This window comes from Microbacterium hibisci (assembly GCF_015278255.1).
In the GTDB taxonomy this organism is placed as follows: Bacteria; Actinomycetota; Actinomycetes; order Actinomycetales; family Microbacteriaceae; genus Microbacterium; species Microbacterium hibisci.
Genome location: NZ_JADIJC010000003.1, coordinates 162266 through 185773, shown reverse-complemented (window position 1 = coordinate 185773; position 23508 = coordinate 162266). Strand labels below are relative to the sequence as shown.

Annotated in this window: 19 protein-coding genes; 7 read left to right on the top strand and 12 right to left on the bottom strand. The window is 72.7% G+C overall.

All coding sequences use genetic code 11. The features are described from left to right. Nucleotides 1-19: 19 nt before the first annotated feature. Genes IM770_RS07740 through IM770_RS07725 form a run of 4 tightly spaced genes read right to left on the bottom strand, consistent with a single transcriptional unit; the run spans nt 20 to nt 4438 of the window. Nucleotides 20-1045 carry an AAA family ATPase gene (locus IM770_RS07740; protein ID WP_372430661.1) on the bottom strand — a complete coding sequence of 342 codons (1026 nt, stop codon included), beginning with the start codon at nt 1043-1045 and terminating at the stop codon, nt 20-22. Continuing rightward, a complete protein-coding gene (locus IM770_RS07735; protein WP_239065904.1) occupies nt 1042-2241 on the bottom strand; it encodes a DUF4350 domain-containing protein in 1200 nt (399 codons plus the stop codon). Before IM770_RS07735 ends, IM770_RS07740 begins: the two co-directional genes overlap by 4 nt. Next, the gene (locus IM770_RS07730; protein ID WP_307785399.1) at nt 2238-2924 is read right to left on the bottom strand and encodes a DUF4129 domain-containing protein; all 687 of its coding nucleotides are present in this window, start codon (nt 2922-2924) and stop codon (nt 2238-2240) included. Before IM770_RS07730 ends, IM770_RS07735 begins: the two co-directional genes overlap by 4 nt. Continuing rightward, complete coding sequence (locus IM770_RS07725; RefSeq protein WP_203580558.1) at nt 2915-4438, bottom strand: DUF7847 domain-containing protein; 1524 nt, start codon at nt 4436-4438, stop codon at nt 2915-2917. Before IM770_RS07725 ends, IM770_RS07730 begins: the two co-directional genes overlap by 10 nt. Nucleotides 4439-4671: 233 nt before the next feature. Between IM770_RS07725 and mtrA the strand changes: the two genes are divergently transcribed. From mtrA to IM770_RS07695, 6 genes are all read left to right on the top strand, one after another. Continuing rightward, nucleotides 4672-5352: an MtrAB system response regulator MtrA gene (gene mtrA / locus IM770_RS07720; RefSeq protein ID WP_203580557.1), complete on the top strand. Its 681-nt coding sequence runs from the start codon at nt 4672-4674 to the stop codon at nt 5350-5352. Nucleotides 5353-5359: 7 nt separating this feature from the next. Next, on the top strand, nt 5360-7084 hold the full coding sequence (gene mtrB / locus IM770_RS07715; protein ID WP_203580556.1) for an MtrAB system histidine kinase MtrB: 1725 nt from the start codon (nt 5360-5362) through the stop codon (nt 7082-7084). Continuing rightward, the gene (locus IM770_RS07710; protein WP_203580555.1) at nt 7081-8787 is read left to right on the top strand and encodes an LpqB family beta-propeller domain-containing protein; all 1707 of its coding nucleotides are present in this window, start codon (nt 7081-7083) and stop codon (nt 8785-8787) included. The genes mtrB and IM770_RS07710 overlap by 4 nt, the downstream gene beginning before the upstream one ends. Nucleotides 8788-8882: 95 nt before the next feature. Beyond that, a complete protein-coding gene (locus tag IM770_RS07705; RefSeq protein ID WP_203580674.1) occupies nt 8883-9596 on the top strand; it encodes a ComF family protein in 714 nt (237 codons plus the stop codon). Between the two features lie 121 nt (nt 9597-9717). Then, a complete protein-coding gene (gene hpf / locus IM770_RS07700; protein ID WP_203580554.1) occupies nt 9718-10377 on the top strand; it encodes a ribosome hibernation-promoting factor, HPF/YfiA family in 660 nt (219 codons plus the stop codon). Nucleotides 10378-10513: 136 nt separating this feature from the next. Next, the gene (locus tag IM770_RS07695; RefSeq protein WP_203580553.1) at nt 10514-11725 is read left to right on the top strand and encodes an amidohydrolase family protein; all 1212 of its coding nucleotides are present in this window, start codon (nt 10514-10516) and stop codon (nt 11723-11725) included. An 18-nt stretch (nt 11726-11743) separates the two neighbouring features. Here the strand turns inward: IM770_RS07695 and IM770_RS07690 are convergent, their stop codons facing one another. Beyond that, entirely contained in the window at nt 11744-13117 is a 1374-nt protein-coding gene (locus tag IM770_RS07690; RefSeq protein ID WP_203580552.1) for a coiled-coil domain-containing protein, read from the bottom strand. A 192-nt stretch (nt 13118-13309) separates the two neighbouring features. On the opposite strand from IM770_RS07690, the gene IM770_RS07685 reads away from it, so the two are divergent. Then, nucleotides 13310-13717 carry a DUF433 domain-containing protein gene (locus tag IM770_RS07685; RefSeq protein WP_203580551.1) on the top strand — a complete coding sequence of 136 codons (408 nt, stop codon included), beginning with the start codon at nt 13310-13312 and terminating at the stop codon, nt 13715-13717. Between the two features lie 294 nt (nt 13718-14011). On the opposite strand, the gene IM770_RS07680 is transcribed toward IM770_RS07685, so the two are convergent. The 7 genes from IM770_RS07680 to IM770_RS07650 all read right to left on the bottom strand — a co-directional run bounded on the left by IM770_RS07680 (nt 14012) and on the right by IM770_RS07650 (nt 23306). Continuing rightward, complete coding sequence (locus IM770_RS07680; protein WP_203580673.1) at nt 14012-15853, bottom strand: DEAD/DEAH box helicase; 1842 nt, start codon at nt 15851-15853, stop codon at nt 14012-14014. A 133-nt stretch (nt 15854-15986) separates the two neighbouring features. Beyond that, entirely contained in the window at nt 15987-18857 is a 2871-nt protein-coding gene (locus IM770_RS07675; protein ID WP_239065903.1) for an ABC transporter permease, read from the bottom strand. After that, a complete protein-coding gene (locus tag IM770_RS07670; RefSeq protein ID WP_203580550.1) occupies nt 18854-19570 on the bottom strand; it encodes an ABC transporter ATP-binding protein in 717 nt (238 codons plus the stop codon). Before IM770_RS07670 ends, IM770_RS07675 begins: the two co-directional genes overlap by 4 nt. Beyond that, nucleotides 19567-20184: a PadR family transcriptional regulator gene (locus tag IM770_RS07665; protein ID WP_203580549.1), complete on the bottom strand. Its 618-nt coding sequence runs from the start codon at nt 20182-20184 to the stop codon at nt 19567-19569. The genes IM770_RS07670 and IM770_RS07665 overlap by 4 nt, the downstream gene beginning before the upstream one ends. A 31-nt stretch (nt 20185-20215) precedes the next feature. After that, nucleotides 20216-21427 carry an ABC transporter permease gene (locus tag IM770_RS07660; protein ID WP_203580548.1) on the bottom strand — a complete coding sequence of 404 codons (1212 nt, stop codon included), beginning with the start codon at nt 21425-21427 and terminating at the stop codon, nt 20216-20218. Further along, nucleotides 21424-22389: an ABC transporter ATP-binding protein gene (locus tag IM770_RS07655; protein WP_372430660.1), complete on the bottom strand. Its 966-nt coding sequence runs from the start codon at nt 22387-22389 to the stop codon at nt 21424-21426. Before IM770_RS07655 ends, IM770_RS07660 begins: the two co-directional genes overlap by 4 nt. Next, nucleotides 22377-23306 carry an efflux RND transporter periplasmic adaptor subunit gene (locus tag IM770_RS07650; protein ID WP_203580547.1) on the bottom strand — a complete coding sequence of 310 codons (930 nt, stop codon included), beginning with the start codon at nt 23304-23306 and terminating at the stop codon, nt 22377-22379. Before IM770_RS07650 ends, IM770_RS07655 begins: the two co-directional genes overlap by 13 nt. Between the last annotated feature and the right edge of the window lie 202 nt (nt 23307-23508).

The following is a 23508-nucleotide window of genomic DNA, read 5'->3' as shown; positions in this document are numbered from 1 at the left end:
CGCATCGATCCGGCTGGCGTCAGATCGGGACGCGGGTCTGCTGGATCACCGAGCCGAGCACGGCGTCGACCGACACGCCCTCGAGCTCGGCGTCGGGGCGCAGCCGGATGCGGTGCCGCCACGTCGGCACCAGCATCGTCTGCACGTGGTCGGGGGTGATCGCGGGGTATCCGCCGAGCCACGCCCACGCCTTCGATGCCGCCAGCAGCGCGGTGGCCGCGCGCGGGCTCACCCCCAGCTGCACCGAGGGGCTGCGGCGGGTGGCCTGCGCGAGATCGACGACGTAGCCGAGCACGTCGTCCGAGACGGTGACGGATGCCGCGGCCCGCTGCGCCGCGCGGATCTCGTCGGCGGTCGCAGCCCGCCTCAGTCCCGCGGCGGCGAGATCACGCGGGTCGAACCCGCTCGCGTGCCGGCGCAGCACCGCGAGCTCGGCATCCCGTGCCGGCACGTCGACGAGGAGCTTGAGCAGGAACCGGTCGAGCTGCGCCTCGGGCAGCGTGTAGGTCCCCTCGTGCTCGATGGGGTTCTGCGTGGCGGCGACGAGGAAGGGCTCGGGAAGCCGCCTCGTCACGCCGTCGGTCGAGACCTGGCGCTCCTCCATCGCCTCGAGGAGGGCCGCCTGGGTCTTCGGGGGCGTCCGGTTGATCTCGTCGGCGAGCACGACGTTCGTGAAGACCGGCCCCTCGCGGAACTCGAACTCGCCCGCCTTCGCGTCGTAGACGAGCGAGCCCGACACATCGCCCGGCATGAGGTCGGGCGTGAACTGGATCCGCTTGGTGTCGAGACCGAGCGCGGTCGAGAACGCGCGCACGAGCAGCGTCTTGGCGACGCCGGGCACACCTTCGAGCAGCACGTGACCGCCGGCGAGGAGGGCGATGAGCAGGCCCGTCACCGTGCCGTCCTGGCCGACGACTGCCTTGCCGACCTCGACCCGCACGCGGTTCATGGCGTCGCGCAGCGCGGCGTCATCGAGCGAGGCGGGCGCAGCGGTCGCCGCAGGGCCGGTCGCTGCCGCGGTGGGCGCCGCAGGGGTATCCGTCATCGGGGGCTCCTTTCGGGGCGGACGGCCGCACGGACGGCGTCCTCGAGATCTCTCAGTCGTGTGCTCAGAGCGACGAGCTCGGCGTCGCCCGCGGGGATGTCGTCGATCAGGATGCCGCGGACCGCGCGGCGGTCGGCGCCGAGGCGGGCAGCGGCGGCGTCGGCGATCTCGGGCGCCGCGGCGTTCGCTCCCAGGCCGAGGAGCGAGGAGAGGCGCCGGAGGGCGCCGATCCGCAGCCGGTCCGCGGCGTACAGGGGATCGCCCGCGCGCGCGTAGAGGCGGGCACGCCCCTCCGTCGTCTCGGAGGCGCGCACGGTCACCGGCAGGCGCTCGGTGACGAGCGGACCGAACCGGCGGCCCCGCCAGATCGCGGCCGCAACACCCGCGACCAGGAGCAGCACGATCACGGGGCTGACCCACGGCGGCGTCAGCTCACCGAGCGACGGGTCGGTGTCGGCGAGGTCGGTGTCTTCCAACCCGGGCATGTACCAGACGACGAGCGGATGCCGCCCCATCAGGTTCACCGCCAGCGCGGCGTTGCCGTCGTCCGCGAGCCGCTCGTTGGTGAACAGCGCGCGTCCGTCGACGGCCGAGACGCGCCCGGCGTCGGTCGGCTGCACCAGCAGCCCGAAGCCCTCGCCCGCGGGGTAGCACCCGTCGGCGAGGGGTCCGCCGCTGTACAGGCCGCCCGGCGAGACCGGGCCCGAGCGGACGGCGTCCGCCACATCGCAGCCGGGCGCCACCGACGCGTCAGGCCCGAAGCCCGCCGGTGCGGAGCCCGGGAGGAGGAGGCCGAGCGTGCGGGAGCGCGGCTCGATGAGGACGACGTCGGCCGCGGCATCCGCGAGGGCTGCGACAGCGTCGTCCGAGAGGGCCGGCGTATCGGGGAGCACCAGCGTGGCGGAGCCTTGCGCGAGCGCGGCGGCGGCTGCGGTGCGGTCGCGCGCGATGTCCACCTCGACGCCGTGGTCGCGCAGGATCTCCGCGAGCGCGCGGGTTCCGCCAGGGCCGGTCGACGCAGGGTCGAGGGCGCCCCGCTCAGCCCACTGGTTGGCAGCCGAGACCGCGCCGCCGATGCCGCCGATCACGAGCAGGGCCAGCCCGATCGCGACCCATGCGGCCACGCGGCGGCGACGCGGGGTCGGGGCATCCGTCGACGTCTCGTCCGCGGGAGCCGGCGCGACCGTCGCGCTCATGCGGGCACCTCTTCGCGCACGGCCGGGCGGGCCGCCGCGACGGCGTCGTCCACGGAGACGATCAGCCGGTACAGCTCGCCGGTGCCGGGCCGGCGGAGGTAGCGCACGTCATCGAATGCGGTCGCCGCGTCTTCGAGGCGAGCGGCGAGCGAGGGGAAGGCCCGCGCTGCGGCGCGGGCGAAGGCGTGCACGGTCGCGCCCGGCGGCGGATCGACGACGCCGCGCTCCAGGCATCCGCGGGCGAGGGCGCGGAAGCGCAGCACGACGGCCGCGTCCCAGTCGGCCGCGCCCGCGCGCTCCTCGGCGGCCGCCCGCAGCTCTGCGGCGGATCGGCCCTCGGCTTCGCCGAAGAGGAGCGGTGTGCGCGCGGCGGCGCGACGGGTGACCCGCGGCACGCCCCAGACCAGGAACGCCGCGACGATCACGACCGCGACCACGATGGCGGCCACCAGCGCGAAGGCAGACCCCCACCCACCCGACAGGTCGGGGTTGAAGAGCGACGCGATGAAGTCGCCGACGGCACGCGCGATGCGGTCGAAGGGGGTCGGCTCGGCGATGTCGTACGCGGGGTCGGAGAGCTCGTCCTCGGCCCAGCGGCGGGCCTCGTCCGCGTCGGGGGTGAGCGGCGGGACGGCGTCGGCGGCGCGGGCGAACACGGTCCGTGCGGCGGACGTCAGGCCCACGGCGACTCGCGGTCGGTGCCGTCGGCTCCGGGGGCGGTCCACGCCGTCGGCGACGGCTGCTCGGGCGCGCGCGCCGCCTCGGTCGCGGGTGCGGCGGATGCCGGGGACGTGGGCGGCACCGGACTCGGGGGAGCCGGCGGGGTGGCGCCCGCAGGAGCGGCCGCCGGGTACGGAGGCTGGGTCGAGAAGACCGGCTGCCCGGCGGCCGGGTAGCCGGGCTGCGGCGGGTAGCCCGCCTGCGGCGGGTAGCCCGGCGGAGGACCGTAACCCGGCTGTGCCGCGGGCGCGCCATACCCGGGCTGTGCCGCGGGCGCGCCGTACCCCGGCTGTGCCGCGGGCGCGCCGTACCCGGGCTGTGCCGCGGGCGCGCCGTACCCGGGCGCGACCGCATACCCGGCGGGGTAGCCCTGTGCGACCGCGTAGCCGGCGGGGTATCCGGGCGGGCCGTACACGCCCGGCAGTCCGCGCGGCGCGACAGCGCGGCCGACGTGCTCGCGGTACGGATCGGGGAGAGCGGTCGCTCCGGCATCCCGTCGCTCCACGTAGGCCAGCAGGTCGAGGTCGAGTCCCTCGCGCCGCATGCGGCAGTCGATGTAGATGAGAGCGGTCGCGGTGGACTGCACCACCAGCGCCACCGACTGCAGCAGCAGGGTCAGCACCTGGGTGAGCAGCGCCGCCGCGATGAAGCCGATGATCGCCGAGGGCTCCGGAGCCCCGGTCGGCGAGATGATCGTCGTGAGGCCCATCGACAGGAAGCTCATCGGCAGGCTCACCACCTGCGCGACGGCCGCGAAGATGACGCTGATGAGCAGGATGATCCCGAGCGCCGGCCAGAAGCGTCCGCGCGTCAGGGCCCAGGAGCGCGAGAGGGCCTGCAGGATCGTCGCGTGCTCGACGATGATCGCGGCCGGCACGAGCAGCAGCTTGATCATCAGCCACCACGTCAGCGGGATCGCGGCCAGGATCACCGCGATCGTCAGTCCGATCGCGGCCGCGGGGGCCGCCATGGCGATGCCGATGATCGCGAGCACGACGACGGCGATCAGGGCGACGATCGCGAGGATCAGCAGCGCCGAGTAGCCGATCAGCCGCCACGCGATCGGCTTCACCTGGCGCCACAGCGCGCCGAGGGTGAGCTTCTCCGCGACCGCCGCGTGGGTGACCTCGACCACCACGATGCCCTGGACGATGACGCTGAGCGCTCCGGCGGCCAGGCCGAGCACGATGCCGGCGACTGCCGTGAGGGCGATCGAACCGGCCATGACCGTGTCGTACTCCTCGGTGCCGGGCTGCAGCGTGTCGAGGCGTGAGAAGCTCGCCCACATCACGCCCAGCACGCCGGCGAGCACGACGACGTACGCGAGCGTCTGCACGACGAGCGCGAAGCCGAGGAGGACACGCGGGTTCTGCCGCAGCGCCGAGAAGGAGCGGCCCAGGATCGTGCCGAACGACAGCGGATGCAGCGGGATGATGCCGGGGCGGGATGCCGGCGTCCAGGCCGGGTACGCGGTCACGGTGTCCCCCTTCCGTCGGCCGCGCGCCGGGGCGAGCGGCGCGGCACGGTCGTCTGTCGGCGTGTCCCTATCGTTCCACATCGGACGGATGCCGCATCCGCCCTCTGCCGGCACTCTCGGCGCCCGTTCGGGCGAGGCACGGCCGGTGCACAGCCGGTGTCGACTACTCTGTGGGAAGCGCATGGGGACGGCGCGTGCCGTCTGTGCCCGAAGAGAAGGAACGAACGCGCGCGATGACTTCACGCATCCTGGTGGTCGACGACGACACCGCCCTCGCAGAGATGATCGGCATCGTGCTGCGCACGGAAGGATTCGAGACCGTCTTCTGCGCCGATGGAGCGCAGGCCGTCGACGCCTGGCGCACCGAGCGTCCCGACCTCATCCTGCTCGACCTCATGCTGCCCGGGATGGACGGGATCGAGATCTGCACGCGCATCCGCGCGGAGTCCGGCATCCCGATCATCATGCTCACCGCACGCACCGACACGGCCGACGTCGTCAAGGGTCTCGAGTCGGGTGCCGATGACTACATCGTCAAGCCGTTCAACCCCAAGGAGCTCGTGGCGCGCATCCGCACCCGGCTGCGCCCCGCGAGCCAGCCGGCCAACGACTCGCTGCGCATCGGCGACCTGACGGTCGACGTCGCCGCCCACGAGGTCCGCCGCGGCGACGGCCCTATCGCGCTCACGCCCCTGGAGTTCGAGCTGCTCGTCGCGCTCGCCTCGAAGCCTCAGCAGGTGTTCTCGCGCGAGATGCTGCTCGAGCAGGTGTGGGGCTATCACTACAAGGCCGATACGCGACTGGTGAACGTGCACGTCCAGCGGCTTCGGGCGAAGGTCGAGAAGGATCCCGACAACCCGAAGATCGTGACGACGGTGCGCGGCGTCGGATACCGCGCCGGCGCCGTCGTCTGAGGACACCGTGACCGCGCCGACCACGGGCGTCACGGGAACGGTGACGACCGCGCCTCCGGCTCGCTGGAGCCTCTGGCGCGCGTGGCCCCGCAGCATCGCCGCGCTGTGGCGCAGCTCGCTGCGGTTCCGGACCATCCTCGTGACCATCGGCCTCACCGCGCTCGCGGTCGTCGTCGCGTGCGTGTGGATGGCGCTCGCGATCCAGAACGACCTCTTCGACTCGCGCCGCGACCAAGTGCTGATCGACGCCGAGCAGGCGCGGGCCGCCGCGCAGCGCACGCTCGATGCCGCGGTGCAGAGCGAGGCCGTGCGCATGGAGAACGTGATGACCCTCGCGTTCACCGCGCTGCGCGATCAGTCGTCGGCCCGCATGATGGCGGCGTACCGCATCGGCCCGCCGGTCCCGAATGCGCCGCAGGACCGCAGCACCGCGGAAGAGGTCATGCCGGATCTGCTCACGACGCCGATGCGCGCCCTGGTCCGCGCGAACCCCGATCAGCAGATCTGGCAGCCGGTGGAGCTCCCCGACGGCCCTGCCGGGGCGCCGGGGATCATGGTCGGGCAGCAGCTCAGCATCCAGGGCGTCGCCTCGTACGAGCTCTATCTCGCGTACGACCTCGCGAACGCGCCCGAGACGCTCACCTTCGTGCAGCGCACGCTGTGGGTCGTCGGCATCGGCCTGGTGCTGCTCATCAGCGGCATCGCGTGGTTCGTGCTGCGCTCGGTGACGACGCCCATCAGCGAGGCGGCCGAGACGAGTGCGAAGCTCGCTGCGGGGCGCCTCGACGTCCGGCTCGAAGTGCGCGGCGAAGACGAGCTGGCGACCCTGGGCCGCTCGTTCAACGCGATGGCCGACAGCATCGAGTCGCAGATCAAGGAGCTCGCCGACCTGTCGCTGGTCCAGCAGCGGTTCGTGTCGGACGTGTCGCACGAGCTGCGCACGCCGATGACGACGATCCGGTTGGCGGCCGACATGATCAACGACCGGCGCGACGAGTTCGACCCGGCGACCGCGCGCGCCGCCGAGCTGCTGAACGCGCAGGTGCAGCGGTTCGAGACGCTGCTCACCGACCTGCTCGAGATCAGCCGGTACGACGCCGGATCGGTCCAGCTCGAACTGGAGCCGACCAGCCTCGCCCACCTGGCAGAGGATGTGATCGGCTCGATGCAGCAGCTGGCCGAGCAGCACGGCACCGACGTCCGCCTGGTCGCACCCGGCGGCTACTCGCCGGTCGACATGGATCCGCGCCGCGTGCGACGGATCGTCCGCAACCTGCTCGGCAACGCGATCGAGCACGGTGAAGGCCGCCCCATCGTCGTCACCGTCGACAGCAACCAGCAGGCGGTGGCGATCGGCGTGCGCGACTACGGCCTGGGCATGAAGCCCGACGATGTCGAGCACGTCTTCGACCGGTTCTGGCGTGCCGACCCCTCCCGCAAGCGCACGATCGGCGGCACGGGCCTGGGGCTGTCCATCGCGATGGGCGACGCGAAGCTCCACGGCGGCGAGCTCGCGGTCTGGTCGGGCTTCGGCCGCGGCACCCACTTCGTGCTCACGCTCCCGCGCCAGGCGGTGGCGCTGGAGGGCGCGTCTCCCATCCCGGTCGATCCCGGCGACGACGCGGCGCTCGACGACCTCGGGCTCGCCGCAGCCGTCGACCTGCCGCGCGGCGACGCGCCGTCCGAGACCGGATCCGGAACGGATGCCGCGACACGAGGAGCATCCGCATGACCCGGGCGCGCGGCATCCTGGCCCTCATCCTGGCGCTGTGCGCGGTCGTCGTCACCGGCTGCGCGGGCTTTCCGACGAGCGCGCCGCCGGAGTACGGCCTGGAGAACGGCAACACCGGCAACGGATCGTCGAACGTCGTGTTCATCCCCAACCGACCGCAGCCCGGGGCGACGCCGCAGCAGATCGTGGAGGGGTTCATCGACGCCGGCTCCGGACCGGGCGTCGCCGGCGACTGGGCGGTCGCCCGCGAGTTCCTCGCGCCGTCGGTCAGGGACGAGTGGCGGCCCGAGGCCGGCGTCGTCGTCGACGAGCGAGGCGAGCGCGACTACGTCGAGACGGGCGAGGGGGTCGTGGACTTCGCATTCGACGTCGTGGCGACCGTCGACGACAGGGGCGCCTACGAGCGCGCCGAGCTCGCCCCCGGCAGCCAGACGTTCCAGCTCGCGCAGCAGAACGACGGGGAGTGGCGCATCACCGATGCGCCCGACGGCGTGTGGCTCGACCAGGAGCAGTTCCCCACCGTCTTCCAGCGCTACCCGCTGATGTACTTCGATCCGTCCTGGCAGTACCTCGTGCCCGACATCCGGTGGTTCCCGGTCTCCAAGAGTGCGGTGAGCATCACCACGGCGCTCGTCAACCAGCCGCGCAGCGAGTGGCTGGCCGACTCGGTGACGACGGCGTTCCCCCCTGGCGTCACCGCGGCGCCGACCGTGCCGGTCGACGACGACGGCGTCGCCGAGGTGGCGCTCTCGGAGGGCATGCTGGGCGCCAACCGCGAGGCGGTCGACCGGATGCTCACGCAGCTCGAGGAGAGCCTTCGAGCCGCCGGGGTCTCGGAGGTCGTGATGACGGTGGATTCGACGCCGATCGACGCCGAGGTCGTCGCCGTGCGCACCACGCGGGTTCCGGCCGCACCGCTCGTGCTGACCGACGAGGGCTTCGGCTTCCTGACCGGCGACGAGCTCGACAAGATCCCGGGGCTCTCGGCGGCCGTCGAGGCGGTGCAGCCGGTCAGCGTGCAGGTCGCGCCCGAGCACGACTTCGCCGCTGCGAGACTCGCGTCGGGCGATGTCGCGCGCATGAGTGCCGCCACGGGCGAGGCCGAGCTCCTCGATACGCGGGCGGGACTCGTCGATCCGTCGATCGACGGCTACGGCGTGGTCTGGAGCGTGCCCCGCGACGATCCCTCGGCCCTCCACGCCTACCTCCGCGACGGCGGCGTCGTCGTCGTGCCCGATGCGTGGAGCGAGGCGACGGCGATCGCCGCCATGGCGCTGTCGCGCGACGGCACCCGCATCGCCGCCGTGGTCACCGCGGGCGGGCGCACGATGCTCTCGGTGGCAGGCATCGTCCGCAACGCCGACGGCGTGCCCGAGCGACTGGCGACGCCGCTGCAGCTCACGCCTGTCGTCGGGGCGGTCGTCGGTGCGAACACCCTCGGCGTCACCTGGATCGACGACGCCAGCATCGGCGTGCTCAGCAGCGGCGAGGGCGAGTCGACCGTCATCGAGCAGGTGGTCGGCGCGCCGACGTCCGAGTCGCGCGCCGCGGGCGGCATGGCCTCGATCGCGGGCGGCACGGGCGTCTCGAGCCTGCGCCTGCGGGCCGACGACGGCACCCTCTACGTCAAACGCGGCACCACCTGGCAGCCGACCGCCACCGGCACCCTGGTGCTCGCGACGCAGCAGGGCTCCCCGCAGTAGCCCTTCCTCCCCAGGCCGAGTGGGGCGGCGCTTCTCCACGGGCGAGGCTGCGCGACGGGGAGCGGATGCCGCGCCCCGGCCACACTGGCCGGGTGATGCGCGAGTGGGCGACCGAGGTGCGGGAGGCGTGCTCCGACGCCCTGGCGCTGCTGCTGCCCGTCACGTGCGCCGGATGCGACGAGCCCGACGTCAGCCTCTGCGAGCGGTGCGCGCTGGCCCTGGCGCCTGATGTCCGTCGACAGACGGTGCCGTCTGCGACGGGCGAGCTCGTCGTCTGGAGCGGGCTCGCCTTCGACGGCGTCGCCGCCCGGGTGCTGCGGGCGATCAAAGAGGACGGCCGCACCGGGCTGACCGCCGCACTGGTTCCGGCGCTCACGGCCGCGCTCGAGAAGGCGGGAGCGGGCGACGCTGTTCTGGTGCCCCTGCCCACGTCGCGTGCGGCATACCGGCGGCGCGGCTTCCGCGTTCCCGATCTGCTGATCCGCCGCGCCGGGCGCCGCCCGCGACGGCTGCTGCGTCACGCCCGGCGGACGGCCGACCAGCGCGGGCTCGACCGTGCGGAAAGGCGCCGCAACGTCGCCGGCAGCCTTGTGGCGTCGCTTCCCGCCGGTGCTCGGCGGTACGAGCGGGCGCGGTCCGGTGCGCTCGACGGACCCCTGCCGCGCCTCCGGGTCGTGGTGGTCGACGACGTCGTGACGACCGGCGCGAGCCTCGGCGAAGCGGTGCGCGCACTGCGTGCGGCGGGCCTCGAGGTGGTCGCCGCCGTCACCGTGGCGGCGACCCCCCGGCGCCGGAGCATACCCGGGTGAACGGCATCCGTCGCATTCGAAACTCACAGGTGACAGACCCCGACGCCGCGGCTAGCGTGGGTGGGACAAGGCGACTGATGGTCCGCCCTTGGCCGGGTGGACCGGAACAAGGAGGTCAGGGATGGAAACCAGCATCGTCGGCGTGGGAGTCGGGATCACGGATCGCTTCCGCAGTGTCGTCGAGGAGAAAGCCACCCGAATCGAGAACCTCGCGCCGCGCGCTCAACGCGTGGACGTCAAGGTCACGCATCGCGCGTACCACAACGGTCGCGTCGAAGACGAGACCGTCGAGCTCACCGTGAACGGGAAGGGGCCCGTGATGCGGGCCGAGGCCACCGACGGCGACAAGTTCACCGCACTCGACCTCGCGGTCGACAAGCTGTGCGAGCAGCTGCGGCGCGCGAAGGACAAGCGCGTCGATGCGCGCAACCACCCGCGCGGCGCCAAGTTCGAGAAGGGCAGCGGCGCGATCCAGGGGATCGACGTGCAGCCGGCATCCGTCGACGTGCTCCGCGCCGTCGCGACCGGCGAGATCCCGATCGTCACCGGGAACGAGGAGGAAGAGGGCTACACGCCCGTCGTGATCCGCACCAAGGAGTTCCACCCGGAATGGATGTCGGTGGAGGAGGCCGTCGACCGCATGGAGCTGGTCGGCCACGACTTCTTCCTGTTCATCGACGTCCGCACCGACCACCCGAGCGTCGTGTACCGCCGCAAGGGCTGGGACTACGGTGTCATCTCGCTGACCACGCAGGCGCAGCCGGAGGAGCTGGCGTCCTGACGGAGGCTTTCCGAGGGGTGCGGCCGGGATCGGCCGCACCCCTCGGTGCGTCCGGGCGCACGGCCCCGCTGCCTTCGCTGGGTAGCATCGACGGGTCGCGGAATGCCGCGGAATCCGTTCGTCGAAAGGCTCAGCCGTGATCCTCCGCAACGTGCGCCCGTGGGGCGCCGACGCCGCCGACATCACCGTCGAGGACGGCCGGATCGTCGGCGTCGCGCCGCACGACGGCCGCGCCGTTCCTCAGGCGGGTGACGTCGACGGCCGCGGTCGCCTCGCCCTGCCCGCGTTCAGCGACGTCCACGTGCACCTGGACTCGTCACGCATCGGCCTCCCGTTCCGACCGCACACGGGAGCACCGGGAGTGTGGGGCATGATGCTGAACGATCGACGGCACTGGCGTGAGACCGACGTCCCGCACGCAGAGATCGTCGCCGGCACGCTCGAGCAGATGATCCAGAGAGGAACGACGCGCGTGCGCACGTACGCGCAGGTCGATGTCGACTGCAGGCTCGAGAAGTTCGACTCGGTGCTGGCCGCGAAGGAGAAGTACCGGGACCACGCGGACGTCCAGATCATGACCTTCCCGCAGGCCGGCATCCTGCGTGAGGCGGGTACGGTCGACTACCTCGAGGAGTCGCTCCGGCAGGGGGCCGACGTCATGGGAGGAATCGATCCGTGCCAGCTCGACCGCGACCCGGTCCGCCACCTCGACATCGTGTTCGGGCTGGCGGAGAAGTACCAGGTCGAGGTCGACATCCACCTTCACGAACCCGGTGCGCTGGGCGTCTTCAGCACAGATCTGGTGCTCGAGCGCACGCGCGCGCTCGGCATGCAGGGCAAGGTCACCATCTCGCACGCGTACGACCTCGGCTCGGTGTCGGAGGCGGTGAGCCGCCGCCTCATCGACGAGTTCGCCGAGCTGGATGTCGCGATGGCGACCGTCGCGCCCTCGACCACCGGTCACCTGCGGCTCGTCGATCTCGTCGAGGCGGGCGTCAGGGTGGGACTCGGCGAAGACGGCCAGCGCGACTACTGGAGCCCGTACGGCAACTGCGACATGCTCGACCGCACGTGGCAGCTCGCCTTCGTCAACGGGTTCCGTCGCGACGATCACATCGAGCTCGCGCTCGCCGTCGCCACGATGGGCGGCGCATCGATCATGAGCCACGCATCGCCCCGCGTCACCGGTGTGGGCGATCGGCCGGGCGTGGGGGTGGGGGACCGCGCCGACCTCGTGCTGGTCGACGGCGAGACGCCTACGAGCGCGGTGATGGACCGCGGCGCTGACCGCACCGTCCTGCACGACGGCCGCGTGGTCGCCGACGGGATGAGGGTCGTCCCGCTCTGATCCGAGCGGGCTCCGGGGTCAGTCGATGAAGCCGTCGAGGATGCTGCCGATCACGAGCCCGCCGAGGATGCCGCCCATGAGGTCGCCGCCGCCGCCGCTGCGGCGGCCGCCGCCCCAGCCCTGTCCGTAGCCCTGCTGCCCGTAGCCGGGCGCGCCCCACTGCTCGGGCTGCGGGCGGGCGGCGTCGATGTCGCGCTGCGCGAGCTGCAGCGCCTCGCTCGCCAGGAACGCGGCCCGGCGCGCCATGGCGAAGGCCTGCTCGCGGTGGTCCTCGTCGATCGCGGTGACCGCCGCCGCGGAGGCGCCGAGGTAGCGGTCGAGATCGAGCCGCACCCGCTCGGCCTCGGCGAACCGCGTGCGCGCGTCGGCCCCGATCCAGCCGCGGTGGCCCGCGATGACATCGCGCGAGACGGCGAGCTGCCGGTCGGCGTCGTCGATCGCGTGGCGCACGTGCTCCAGCGGGGGGATCGGACGCGCGGCGCGCTCGCGCGCCGCGGCGATCGCCGCATCGAGCCCCGCGTTCGCCTCGCGCAGGCGCGTCAGCTGCTCGAACGGGTCGGTGTTCACGCCCGCCGCCGGCAGCGCGGCCAGAGCAGCCTGCAGCTCCTCGATCGCCGCCTGCACCGTCGGGGAGTGCGGCTCCTTGAGCGCGACGACGAGGTCGCCGCGGGAGTCCTCGACGATCGCGGCAAGGGTCGACTCGGCGCGCAGCGCCTCGACCTCGAAGGTCTCGACCGCGTCGAGCAGCGTCTCGGCACGGCGGACCGACTCGGTCGACGCCTCGAGCGCCATGTTGGCCTGCTCGCGCTGTCCGGCCTCGCGACGGCGCTCGGCGACGCCCGCGCTGTGCTCGGCGAAGCCGAGCAGCTGCTCCGCCTCGGCCGGGTTCGCGTCGATCTGCGCGAGCGCGTGCCCGGAGTAGCGGACCGCGAGCCGGTCGACGGTCGCACGGGCGTCGGGCAGACGCAGACGATGGCGCGCGGCATCCGCCCGCACCTTCTCGATGATCTCGGGGGCGCGACGGGCGCGCTCGATCGGGCCGGCGAGCGCCTCCGTGCGGTCGTCGAGGAGCTCCTCCGCCCACTCGCACAGCTGCACGATGCGCGCGTTGCGCGTGCGCAGTTCTTCGGGGGTGTCGGGGATCTCGTCGTGGTTCAGCTGGTGCAGGTGGAACGCCTCCTGCAGGTGAGTGCGGACCGACGCCAGCGCCTCGCGGAGCTCGGCGGTGGGGCCGGCGCCCAGCTCGGCGTCGGCGAAGGCGAGTTCATCGGTCGTCAGGCGGATGCGCTCGTCGGCGGCCACCAGCGCCTGCTGCGCTCGGCGCGCCAGATCGGCGTCCTGCGTGTTCAGTTCTTCCTGCTCGCGCTTGCGTCTGCCCCAGAATCCGGCCATGGATCGATCCTACGGGCGCCGCTGGGAGCGGGCTGAGGCGAGGGCCCTGCCGTGTGGATTGTTCGCGCAGAGCGTCCCGATTCGCGCCGGGTGCGGCATCCGTCCTCATCCCTTGTATCAGCGCGGCACCGTCCCACCTCTCGCAGTCGGGTGGGGCGCGTCCGTGCGCCCCGGGGAAGAAACGGAACGAACATGATCCGAAAGACCGTCGGGGCCGCGGCCCTGAGCGTCGCGCTCGTCTTCACGGGTGCCGGCGTCGCGTCGGCGCACGAGTGCTACATCCCGCACCGCTCCGACCAGGGCAACGCGGGAGCGTCGCATTCGAAGAACTGGGTGACGCTCGACATCATCGAGCTCTTCCAGAACGGACACGAGTTCCTCGGAGGCCCGGCGCTCACCGCGGAGCAGGTGCAGGAGGCGCTCGCCATGGCCGCCGAGGCGGGGATCCCGAGGACGCTGACCACCTTCGCGCGCGACACGCTGCCGAAGGGGAATGCGCCGGAGTCGCACTCCACCGACGGGAAGGGCATCGACCACTACTTCCACGCCTACGAGGAGCAGCTGATCGGCATCTTCTTCACGGTCCAGGGCGCCGCCTGACGTGAGGCACAAGGCGGGCGGGGCGATCATCGCCCCGCCCGCCTTTCGCGTGTGCCGCGGCTCGGATGGCGCGTGGTCGCGGCGGTGCGAGCGCAACGCCGGCGCGAGGTGGCCGGACGGCCGGGCGGCGGTCGCACGGTGCAGCGGGCGGGGTCTGGGTGTGCGGCGCAACCGGGCCTCGCTCGGCGCAAGGCCGCTTCGGGTGTCGCAACACGCGGGATCGCGCCGGCGAACCCGCGTGTCGTGCCACCCGAAGACGTGGGACGGATGCCGCGGCCGAGCGCGGCGGCCGGCTCAGCCGTCGCTGCGCTTGTGCCGCGGCTTGCGGGCCGGACGATCGTCGCCGTACGAGCCGCGCGAGCCCGAGTCGCGGGAAGAGCCACGGCTGCCGGAGTCGCGGTACGAGCCCCGGTCGCCGGAGCCCCGGTCGCCTGCGCCGCGGTTGTCGCGGTAGGAACTGCCCGTGGAGTCCTTGCGCCGCTGCGGGCGCCCGGTGTCGGGACGCAGCTCGATGAGCTGCCCCGAGATGCGGGTGTCGGCGAGCCGGTCCAGCGCCTCGGCGGGGAGGTTGGCCGGAAGCTCGACGAGCGAGAAGTCGGGCATGATCTTGATCGCGCCGAAGTCGTCGCGGCGCAGTCCGCCCTCATTGGCGAGGGCGCCGACGATCTGGCGCGGCTCGACGCGCTGGCGCTTGCCGACCGCGATGCGGTACGTCGCGAAGCCCTCGCGGGGCGTCCGGCGCTCGGGCCGGTCGCCGCGCTCGGTGCGGTCGCCCCGGTCGCCTCGGTCGGTGCGCTCGCGACGCTCGCGTGCGGGTGCCGGCTCGGGGTCGGGGTCGAGGAGGAGCGGCGTCTCGCCCTGCGCCACGACGGCGAGGGCCGCGGCCACGTCGACCTCGGGCACGTCGTGGTGGCGCACGAAGTGGGCGACGATGTCGCGGAACGCCTCGATGCGCTCGGCCTCGCCGAGCGCCGCGGTGATGCGGTCGTCGAAGCGCGACAGGCGCGTGACGTTGACCTCGTCGACGCTCGGCAGGGGGATCTCGGTGAGCTCCTGGCGAGTGGCCTTCTCGATCATGCGCACGAGCCCGCGCTCGCGGGGCGTCACGAAGCTGATGGCGTCGCCGGAGCGCCCGGCGCGGCCGGTGCGGCCGATGCGGTGGACGTAGGACTCGGCATCCGTCGGAATGTCGTAATTGACCACGTGCGACACGCGCTCGACGTCGAGTCCGCGGGCGGCGACGTCGGTGGCCACCAGGATGTCGAGCTTGCCCGACTTGAGCTGGTTGACGGTCTTCTCGCGCTGCGGCTGGGCGATGTCGCCGTTGATCGCGGCAGCGGAGTAGCCGCGGGCGCGGAGCTTCTCGGCGATCTCCTCGGTGATCGAGCGGGTGCGCCCGAAGACGATCATGCCGTCGAAGTTCTCGACCTCGAGGATGCGCGTGAGCGCGTCCATCTTCTGCTGCCAGGCGGTGACGAGGTAGCGCTGCGAGATGTTCGCTGAGGTCTGCGTCTTCGCCTTGACCGTGATCTCTTCGGGGTCGTGCAGGTACTGCTTCGACATGCGCCGGATCGGGGCGGGCATCGTCGCCGAGAACAGCGCGACCTGCTTGGTCTCGGGCGTCTCGGCGAGGATCGTCTCGACGTCCTCGGCGAAGCCCATCTTGAGCATCTCGTCGGCCTCGTCGAGCACGAGGTACTGCAGCTCGGAGAGATCGAGCGTGCCCTTCTCGAGGTGGTCGATGATGCGGCCGGGGGTGCCGACCACGATGTGCACGCCGCGGCGGAGCGCCGAGAGCTGGACGCCGTAGCCCTGACCGCCGTAGACGGGAAGGATGTGCACGTCCTTCAGGTGGGCCGCGTACTTCTCGAACGCCTCGCAGACCTGCAGGGCGAGCTCGCGCGTCGGGGCGAGCACCAGCGCCTGCGGGGTCTTCTGGCCGAGGTCGAGCCGATCGATGATCGGCAGCGCGAAGGCGGCCGTCTTGCCGGTTCCGGTCTGCGCCATGCCCACGACGTCGCGACCGCCCAGGAGCGTGGGGATGGTCGCCGCCTGGATCGCCGAGGGGGTCTCGTACCCGATGTCCTTCAGCGCCTTGAGAACGGGCTGGCTGAGCCCAAGGTCGGAGAAGGTCATCGCTGCGGGCTCGGTCGGAGCCTCGGTCTCGATCTGGTCGGCGTTGGTGTGCACAGTTAACCGTAGCGGGGTCCGCCTGGGAGGCGACAGGATGCCGCGCCGTGGCCGGCGGTCCTGCCGCGGCGCGCGGCGGTCAGGTGATCGCCGTGCGGCGGGTGAGGTCGGGGCGACGGGGCGGCACGAGGGCGTTCGCGGATGCGATCGCGAGCGGCAGCACGATCACCAGGCCCACGATCACGACCCACGGCACATCGGCGAGGTGCTGCGTGCCCTGCGACTGGATCGAGAAGCCGATCGGCGGGAGGATCCCGGCCAGCGCTCCCGCGGCGGTGCCGAAGCCGGCGATGATGAGTCCCTGCCAGAAGTTGACGCGGCGACGCACCGACCGCGCGCCTCCCACCGCGGCCAGCGTGGCGTCGTCGGGTCGCCGCTCGAAGCGCGCGAGGCCGAGCGCGACGGCGCTCGCCCCGAGCACGAGGACGCCCACCGCGGCCAGCAGAGGCACCATCCACGCCGCATCGCTCGGCGGGCCGGTCTCGACGCTCGGCGAGAGCATGAGCTCGGTGCTGCTCATCGAGTCGGCCTGCGCCTGCATGCCGTCGCGGTCCTCGACCGACACCGGCGCCGACGATGTCGCGACGACGCGCTCCGGTTGCGCGTCGATGCCCAGACGCTCGGCGGTGGTGGGCGCGATGGCGATCGTCACCGGCTGCAGCGGCGCGTCGATGATGATCGCGTCGAGGGCCTCGTCGTGGATCGGGTCCGCGAGCGTGGGATGGTCCTCGCTGCGGATCCAGACGTTGTCGGGCACGCGGCCGTCGTAGACGTCAGCCCCCGCGAACGTCTCGATGCGCACCGTGCCGTCGGTGGCGAACCTGTCGTCGGCGACCACGGCGGCGCCCGCACGATAGGCGGCGAGATCGGATGCCGTCAGCTCGACGCCCAGAGCCGTCGCGAGTCCGCCGGGCGCGATGACGGAGATCGGGTTGGTCGGATCCTGTCCCGTAGAGCTGAACGACGGCTGCGTCCGAGGGTCGAGCAGATGCTCGGGCGGGAGCACTGCGATCGTGAAGGTGATGTCGTCAGGAACCTCGTCGGCGCTGGCGTAGGCCCACCCCGGGAACTGCTGCCGCTCGAGGACGGCCGGCCGTTCGCCTCCCGCCTGGAGGGCGATGCCCACGGCCGCGTCGGCGGCCGCCCGCGCCTCTTCGGCGGTGAACTGCCCCGTGGTGGAACCGGTGCCGGGCCAGATCTGGACGGCGATGCTCCCCAGGGGCGCGGTGTAGTACCAGTTGCGTGCGGTCTGGGCGGTCTGCATCGCGGACTGCGAGATGGCGAACACGCCGATGAACACCGTCGCGGCGATGGCGGCGAACGCCGGCACCGAGCGCGACGCGTTGGCGGCGGCATCCCGCGACGCCAGCTTGGCCGCAGTGCCGACACGGGAGAGCATGCGGGACGACATCCACAGCAGCCAGCGTCCCGACAGCAGGATGCCGAACTGCGCGACGATCGGCCCGACCACGATTCCGTACGCCGGCAGGTAGCGCAGCGGCGAATCCCAACCGATGCCGGGTGTCGCGTTGATCGCGGTCACCGCGAACGCCGACGCCAGTGTGAGGGCGACTCCGCCGAGGAGCAGGAGCGAGCCCCACAGCGGACGCCTCGCCACCGGCTTCTGCGGGCGGCGCGCGCCCCGGAGTGCCTGCAGCGCGTCGGTGCGGGCGACGGCCCGGGCGGGCACGAACGCCGATGCCGTCCCGACCACGATCGCGAACAGCGCGATGCCGGCGAGTACCGGCCACGGCACGTGGAACCCCCAGAACTGGGTGGCACTGCCGTCCGACGTCAGCGCCATGACCGCCGCCGCGACGCCGACGCCGGCGACGATCCCCGGCACCCCGCCGATCGCGCCGAGCACCGTCCCCTGCAGGAGGATGGTGCGCGACAGGTCCCGGCGATCGGCGCCGACGCTCGCCGCGACCGCGAGCGCCCGCTGCTGGCGGCGCGCCGCCACGGCGAACGCCGCGCCGGCCAGCATCACGACCACGTAGCCCGCGAACAGTCCGCCGGCCGTGAGTGCGAGCACGAGCGGCCATAGCGATTCCCACCAGCCGCGCGAGAGCGATTGCACCTGCTCGTTGCTGAAGGGCGGCGGGTCGAGCACGACCGTCCGCGAATACGCCACGACGCCCTGCTCGTTCACGCGCTGGACGTCGGCCCACGACAGGTCGAGGTCGGGCAGGTACCAGCGGGGGTCGCCGCCGACCGCGTCGCGCGCGGCATCGGGGAGGAAGACAGCGGCTTCGCGGTCGGGCAGCGTCGCCGCGTCGAGGGTGCCCACCACGGTGTAGGCGCGCGTGTCGTTCGCCAGCCTCAGTTCGCCGCCGAGGGAGAGGCCCAGACGCTCGAGCGCCGCGGGTGTGACCATGGCCTCGTCGGCCGACGCCGGTCGTGCGCCCGCGACCAGGTCGGACGTGCCCGCGAACCGCGGATCCCACGGCTCACCGGCCCACGCGGTGAGGACCGCGGAGCCCTCCGGCGTCTCGACGGCCGCCATGCCCCGCTGGACCACGATGACCTCGGTGCCCTCCGGAAGCACCGAGGTCGGGTCGTCGAGCGGGGCGCCTCGCGGAATGGTCATGCTGCCGTCGGCGCTCACGGGGTAGCCGTTCCAGTCCGGCAGCTCGGGCACCTGCCAGAAGCCCGCGTCCGGCACCCCCGCCGGAGCGACCCACCCGCGCATGCCGCCGAGCTCGGCTGCGGCCTTCTCGGCGGGCGTGCCGATGAGGCTCGCCGAGTAGATGATGAAGGCCGTCATGCCGGTGATCGGCAGAGCGACGAGGGTGGCGACGAGCAGGCTCGAGATCCACGCACGCCGCAGCTGCCGCCGGGCCATCCGGGCAGACACGCGCCAGCGCGCCGAACGCGACGGTCGCGACGGCACGACGTGCGCGGGCGTGTCGGTGCGCTCCCTCTCGGGCGCGTCGAGGACGCCCGTCATCGCGCGGCCAGCAGCGAATCCGCGCTCGGGCGGCGCGACTCGTCGACGATGCGCCCGTCCCGCAGGAACACGATGCGGTCGGCGAACGCGGCATGGCGCGCCTCGTGGGTGACGAGGATGCCGGCGGCACCGGCATCCACCCTCGCCCGCAGCATCTTCAGCACCATCTCGCCGGTGACCGAATCCAGCGCGCCGGTCGGCTCGTCGGCGAGGATCAGTCGCCGGCCGCCGACGACGGCGCGCGCGATCGCGACGCGCTGCTGCTGCCCGCCCGACAGATCGTCGGGGTACGAATCGGCCTTGCCGTCGAGGCTGACCGACGCAAGCGCGTCCTTGCCCGCCCGGCGCGCGGCCCGGGCGCGGAAGCCGTCGAGCTCGAGCGGCAGCGTGACGTTCTCGAGCGCGGTGAGCGTGGGGATCAGGTTGAAGTCCTGGAAGACGAACCCGAGCGAGCGGCGCCGCAGCCGGGCCAGCTGCGCCGGCGACAGATCGCTGAGGTGCGAGCCTTCGACCACCACCTCGCCCGAGGTGGGGATCGCCAGCCCGCCGGCGATCGACAGCAGCGTGGACTTGCCCGACCCCGACGGCCCCATCACGGCGACCAGCTCGCCCTTCAGCACCTCGAGGTCGACGCCCGACAGCGCCGAGACCGCGATCGCGCCCGAACCGTACTGCTGCGTCACGCCGATGAGACGCAGCACCGTGTCGGTCATCGCGCCGACTCCGCGGGTGCGGATGCCTCGGCCTTCGCCGGTCGGCCGCGCTTGGGCTTCTCGGTCGACAGCTCCAGTGCCATCGCGTGATCGGGGTGCAGCGCCAGCCGCTGTTCGGAGTGGTCGAGCCAGCGCACCTCCGCCTCGGCCGCGAAGATCATCGAGTCCACGACGAGCGACCAGGCCAGCTCCTCCGGTCCGTCGGGATTCGCGCCGGCATACTTGGCTCGATTCAGCTCCTGCAGCTGCGCGAGAGACGCACGCCGCTGCGTCTGGATGATGTCCGCGACGTCGATGCCCGGCAGCGTCGCGGCGACCGCCAGCTTGATCGCCAGCTCGTCCCGCGTTCCCTGCCCACGCTGGACGGGAGAGGCGAGCCAGTCCCGCGCCTCGGCGGCTCCGGCATCCGTGATCTGCCAGTAGACGTGACCCTGCTCGTCGACGTCGCCCTTCTCGACCAGGCCATCGCGCTCCAGGCGATCGAGCGTGTTGTAGATCTGCCCGACGTTGAGCGGCCAGGTCGAGCCCGTGCGCCGGTCGAACTCGGCACGCAGCTGGTAGCCGTAGCACGGCCCCTGGTCGAGGATCGCCAGCAGGCTCTGTCGGACGGACATCGGGGTCTCCTTCGGGTGGAAGCTCGGAAGGTCAGAAGCGCAGCGCGTCGATGACGTTGGAGCGGACGGCCATCAGCGCCGGGATGAAGCCCGCGAGCGCGCCGATCGCGACGGCGGCGACGAGGCCGGTGACCGCGGCGCGGACGGGGAACGGCGGGACGTCCTGCATCCCGGAGAACATGTCCATGACGAACGGCGCCTTGAGGACCGCCACCGCGATGGCGATGCCGATCACTCCCGCCACGGCCGTCGCAACGACGCTCTCGAGCAGCACCGACGTGAAGATGCGACCCTGGGTCGCGCCGAAGCTGCGCCGCACGCCGATCTCGCGGATGCGCTGGCGCATCGCGACGAGCTGGATGTTCACGAGGCCGAGGCCGCCGAGCAGGAGCACGAGCCCGGCGATGCCGCCGGTGACCAGCTCGAACGCCGCCATCGACGTCTGCGCGTCGGGCCGCGAGGCCCAGTCGGTGCGCGTGACCGTGATCTGGACCGCGTCGTCCTGACCGGCGCGGAGGTCGGCGGCCAGCGCCGGTCCGACCTCGGCCACGCCGTCCTCGGGCGCCCACACCTCCCACGCGATCATCGCGTCGGCGGGCAGCGCGTCGCGGCGTGCGGCATAGGAGTCGTACATCAGCGTGAGGCGCTTCTCCTCGTCGCCGGCGTACTGGCGCGGCGTCACGCCGACCACGGGGTACGAGCCGGCGACGTCGCCCTGCAGACTCAGCGCGAAGCCGGCGCCCAGCGCCGGGCGGCCGTAGACGTCCCACAGCGCCCCCGAGATGACGACCGGCGGGGCGAGCAGCTCCGCGTCCGCGTCCTGGAACCACCGTCCCTCCAGCAGGGGGGAGCGGTGGATCACCGCGTACGCCGGATCGACCAGGCGCGCCATCACCGGCCGCACCTGCTCCGGCGTCTGCACCTGCAGTTGCACGGGATCGACGATGCGAGTGAGGTGAGAGAAGGAGTAGCGCTCGGCGACCCGGTCGACGTGCGCGTCGAAGGCCTTCCAGTCCATCGGCGCGCCGTCGGTGCGGTTCGCCGTGATCGACACGGTCGCGGGGCGCCCGCCGCTCTGGTCCGACTGCTCTGCCATCTGCTGCCGCTGGTACTCGCTCAGCGCCACCACCGCGGTCAGCGCGCCGACCGAGACCGCGATGCCGATGAGGCTCAGCAGCACCCGCAGCTTGTGGTGCCGCAGCTCCGACCACGCCTCGCCGAGCGCGCCGACGAGCCCGGTCACGAGGCCACCGCCGCGCGCTCGGCGTCGTCTTCACGCGTGGTGACGGCGACGGATGCCGCGCCCTGGGCTTCGGAGGGGTTGCGCGCTTCGGCGGCCTCGGCCGGGGCGTCGCGTTCGCCCTCGGCCGGGGCACCGCTCTCGGCCGGCGTGCCGCGGTCGCTCTCGGTCTGGGCACCGCTCTCGGCCGGGGCACCGCTCTCGCTTTCGGCCACACTCGCCGCGAGCTCCGGCGCTGCGGGGTCGCTCGCGCCCGACGGCGCCGCGGCACCGAGGTCGAACGGCGTCAGCACTCCCGCATCCAGTCGGTAGTGGCGTCGCGCGCGGGCGGCGACGTGCAGGTCGTGCGTGATCGTCACGAGCGCTGCGTCGGCCTCCGACGCGATCTCGTCGAGGAGCTCCATCACCGTGGCGCCGGTCTCGACGTCGAGGGCACCCGTGGGCTCGTCGGCGAGGATCAGCGCCGGGCGGCGCACCAGCGCCCGGGCGATGGCCACGCGCTGCTGCTCGCCGCCCGACATCTGCTCGGGCGTGGACTCGATGCGATGGCCGAGGCCGACGCGCTCGAGCATCTCGGTCGCGGTGCGCCGCCGGCGCCAGAAGGCGCGCCCCCACGCGTAGCCCAGCGGCATCTCGACGTTCTCGAGCGCCGTGCGGCCGGCGAGCAGATTGAACTGCTGGAACACGAAGCCGACGTTGCGGCCGCGCAGCCGGTCGAGGCGCCCGCGCCGCATACGGCGCACCGGCTCCCCGCGGAACCACACCGCACCCTCCGACGGTGCGTCGAGCATGCCCAGCAGGTTCAGCAGTGTCGACTTGCCCGAGCCGCTGCGCCCCACGATCGCGACGTGGTCACCCGCCGCCACGGCGAAGTCGATGCCGCGCAGGATGTCGAGCCGGCTGTCGTCGGGCAGCAGCACGTGCTTCGAGACGCCTTCGAGGCGGACGAGGCTCACCAGCTCCATCCCGCCGGCTCGCAGTACTCGCCGCCCATGCCGTCGTCGTAGCAGACCGGATCGTCGGCCGCCGCCAGTCCGGGGACGAACTGGCGCACCTGCTCGCCCTCCTCGAGCCCTGTCGTCACCTCGACGATGGCGCCGTCGCTGACGCCGAGCGCGACATCCCGCTCCTCGAGCTCGCCCGTGCCGGCATCCACCCACACGACGCCCGATCCGGCGCCGCCCTTGACCGACGTGGTGGGCACGACCAGCACATCCGACACGGTTCCGAGGTCGACTGCCAGCTCGGCCTGCAGTCCGGCGAAGACCACCTGGTCGCCCGGCACCGCGCAGGTGACCGTGGTGGTGCCGTCGTCGGCGACGTCGACCTCGAGGCCGGTGCACGTGAAGGGCGCCGGCCCACCCTGGATCGTGACTGCCCCCTCGCTCGGCGCGCCCTGCAGCCGATACAGCTGCACCGGGTCGACGGTGGCCTGCACGTGGTAGCGCGCCGGCGTGAGCTTGACCAGCTCAACGCCGATCGAGGCCGGCTGGCCCTTCACGACCGCCAGCTCTGTCACGTCGCCCGCTTCAGCAGCGAGCACGTCGACGTTCTTGACGGGCTCCGCCTGCTTGATCGTGAAGAGCTTCTGGCCGGCGGCGACCGACTGGCCCTCGCCGACGTGGACAGCGGTGACGGTGCCGTCGATCTCGGAGCGAATGGGGTACGCCGCATCCCGTGCGATCGTGCCCGGGAGGCTGAGGGCGTTGGCGACCTGACCGCGCTCGACCATCACGACCGGGTCGGCGATCTGCGCGGACGGCTGCACGGCGGCGGCCGGTGCGGTGTCGGGGAAGAACGCGATCTTCACGAGCGCGGCCGCAGCCGCCCCCAACGCGAGCACCAGGAGGATCGGGAAGATCCATCGACGCCAGACAACCATGTCGCACCTCTCCGTCGGGGGCATACCGAGTATGTAGTGACCGAGTATATACATACTCGGAATGCAGACAACGGATGCCGCGGCCACGCGTGAAGGGCGCCGCACGTCCGTTCCACACCCAGCGCACACCAAGGTCACGGGTGGATAACATAGGCAGGTATGCCTGGGGCCATGCACCCGGGCGGCACCGGCGCCGTCGCGC

Excerpts from the sequence above, each read along its gene's own strand:
- IM770_RS07740 (WP_372430661.1), bottom strand. The coding sequence starts at position 1,045 with ATGACGGATACCCCTGCGGCGCCCACCGCGGCAGCGACCGGCCCTGCG.
- IM770_RS07735 (WP_239065904.1), bottom strand. The coding sequence starts at position 2,241 with ATGAGCGCGACGGTCGCGCCGGCTCCCGCGGACGAGACGTCGACGGAT.
- mtrA (WP_203580557.1), top strand. The coding sequence starts at position 4,672 with ATGACTTCACGCATCCTGGTGGTCGACGACGACACCGCCCTCGCAGAG.
- IM770_RS07710 (WP_203580555.1), top strand. The coding sequence starts at position 7,081 with ATGACCCGGGCGCGCGGCATCCTGGCCCTCATCCTGGCGCTGTGCGCG.
- IM770_RS07705 (WP_203580674.1), top strand. The coding sequence starts at position 8,883 with ATGCGCGAGTGGGCGACCGAGGTGCGGGAGGCGTGCTCCGACGCCCTG.
- hpf (WP_203580554.1), top strand. The coding sequence starts at position 9,718 with ATGGAAACCAGCATCGTCGGCGTGGGAGTCGGGATCACGGATCGCTTC.
- IM770_RS07690 (WP_203580552.1), bottom strand. The coding sequence starts at position 13,117 with ATGGCCGGATTCTGGGGCAGACGCAAGCGCGAGCAGGAAGAACTGAAC.
- IM770_RS07685 (WP_203580551.1), top strand. The coding sequence starts at position 13,310 with ATGATCCGAAAGACCGTCGGGGCCGCGGCCCTGAGCGTCGCGCTCGTC.
- IM770_RS07680 (WP_203580673.1), bottom strand. The coding sequence starts at position 15,853 with ATGACCTTCTCCGACCTTGGGCTCAGCCAGCCCGTTCTCAAGGCGCTG.
- IM770_RS07675 (WP_239065903.1), bottom strand. The coding sequence starts at position 18,857 with ATGACGGGCGTCCTCGACGCGCCCGAGAGGGAGCGCACCGACACGCCC.
- IM770_RS07670 (WP_203580550.1), bottom strand. The coding sequence starts at position 19,570 with ATGACCGACACGGTGCTGCGTCTCATCGGCGTGACGCAGCAGTACGGT.
- IM770_RS07665 (WP_203580549.1), bottom strand. The coding sequence starts at position 20,184 with ATGTCCGTCCGACAGAGCCTGCTGGCGATCCTCGACCAGGGGCCGTGC.
- IM770_RS07655 (WP_372430660.1), bottom strand. The coding sequence starts at position 22,389 with ATGGAGCTGGTGAGCCTCGTCCGCCTCGAAGGCGTCTCGAAGCACGTG.
- IM770_RS07650 (WP_203580547.1), bottom strand. The coding sequence starts at position 23,306 with ATGGTTGTCTGGCGTCGATGGATCTTCCCGATCCTCCTGGTGCTCGCG.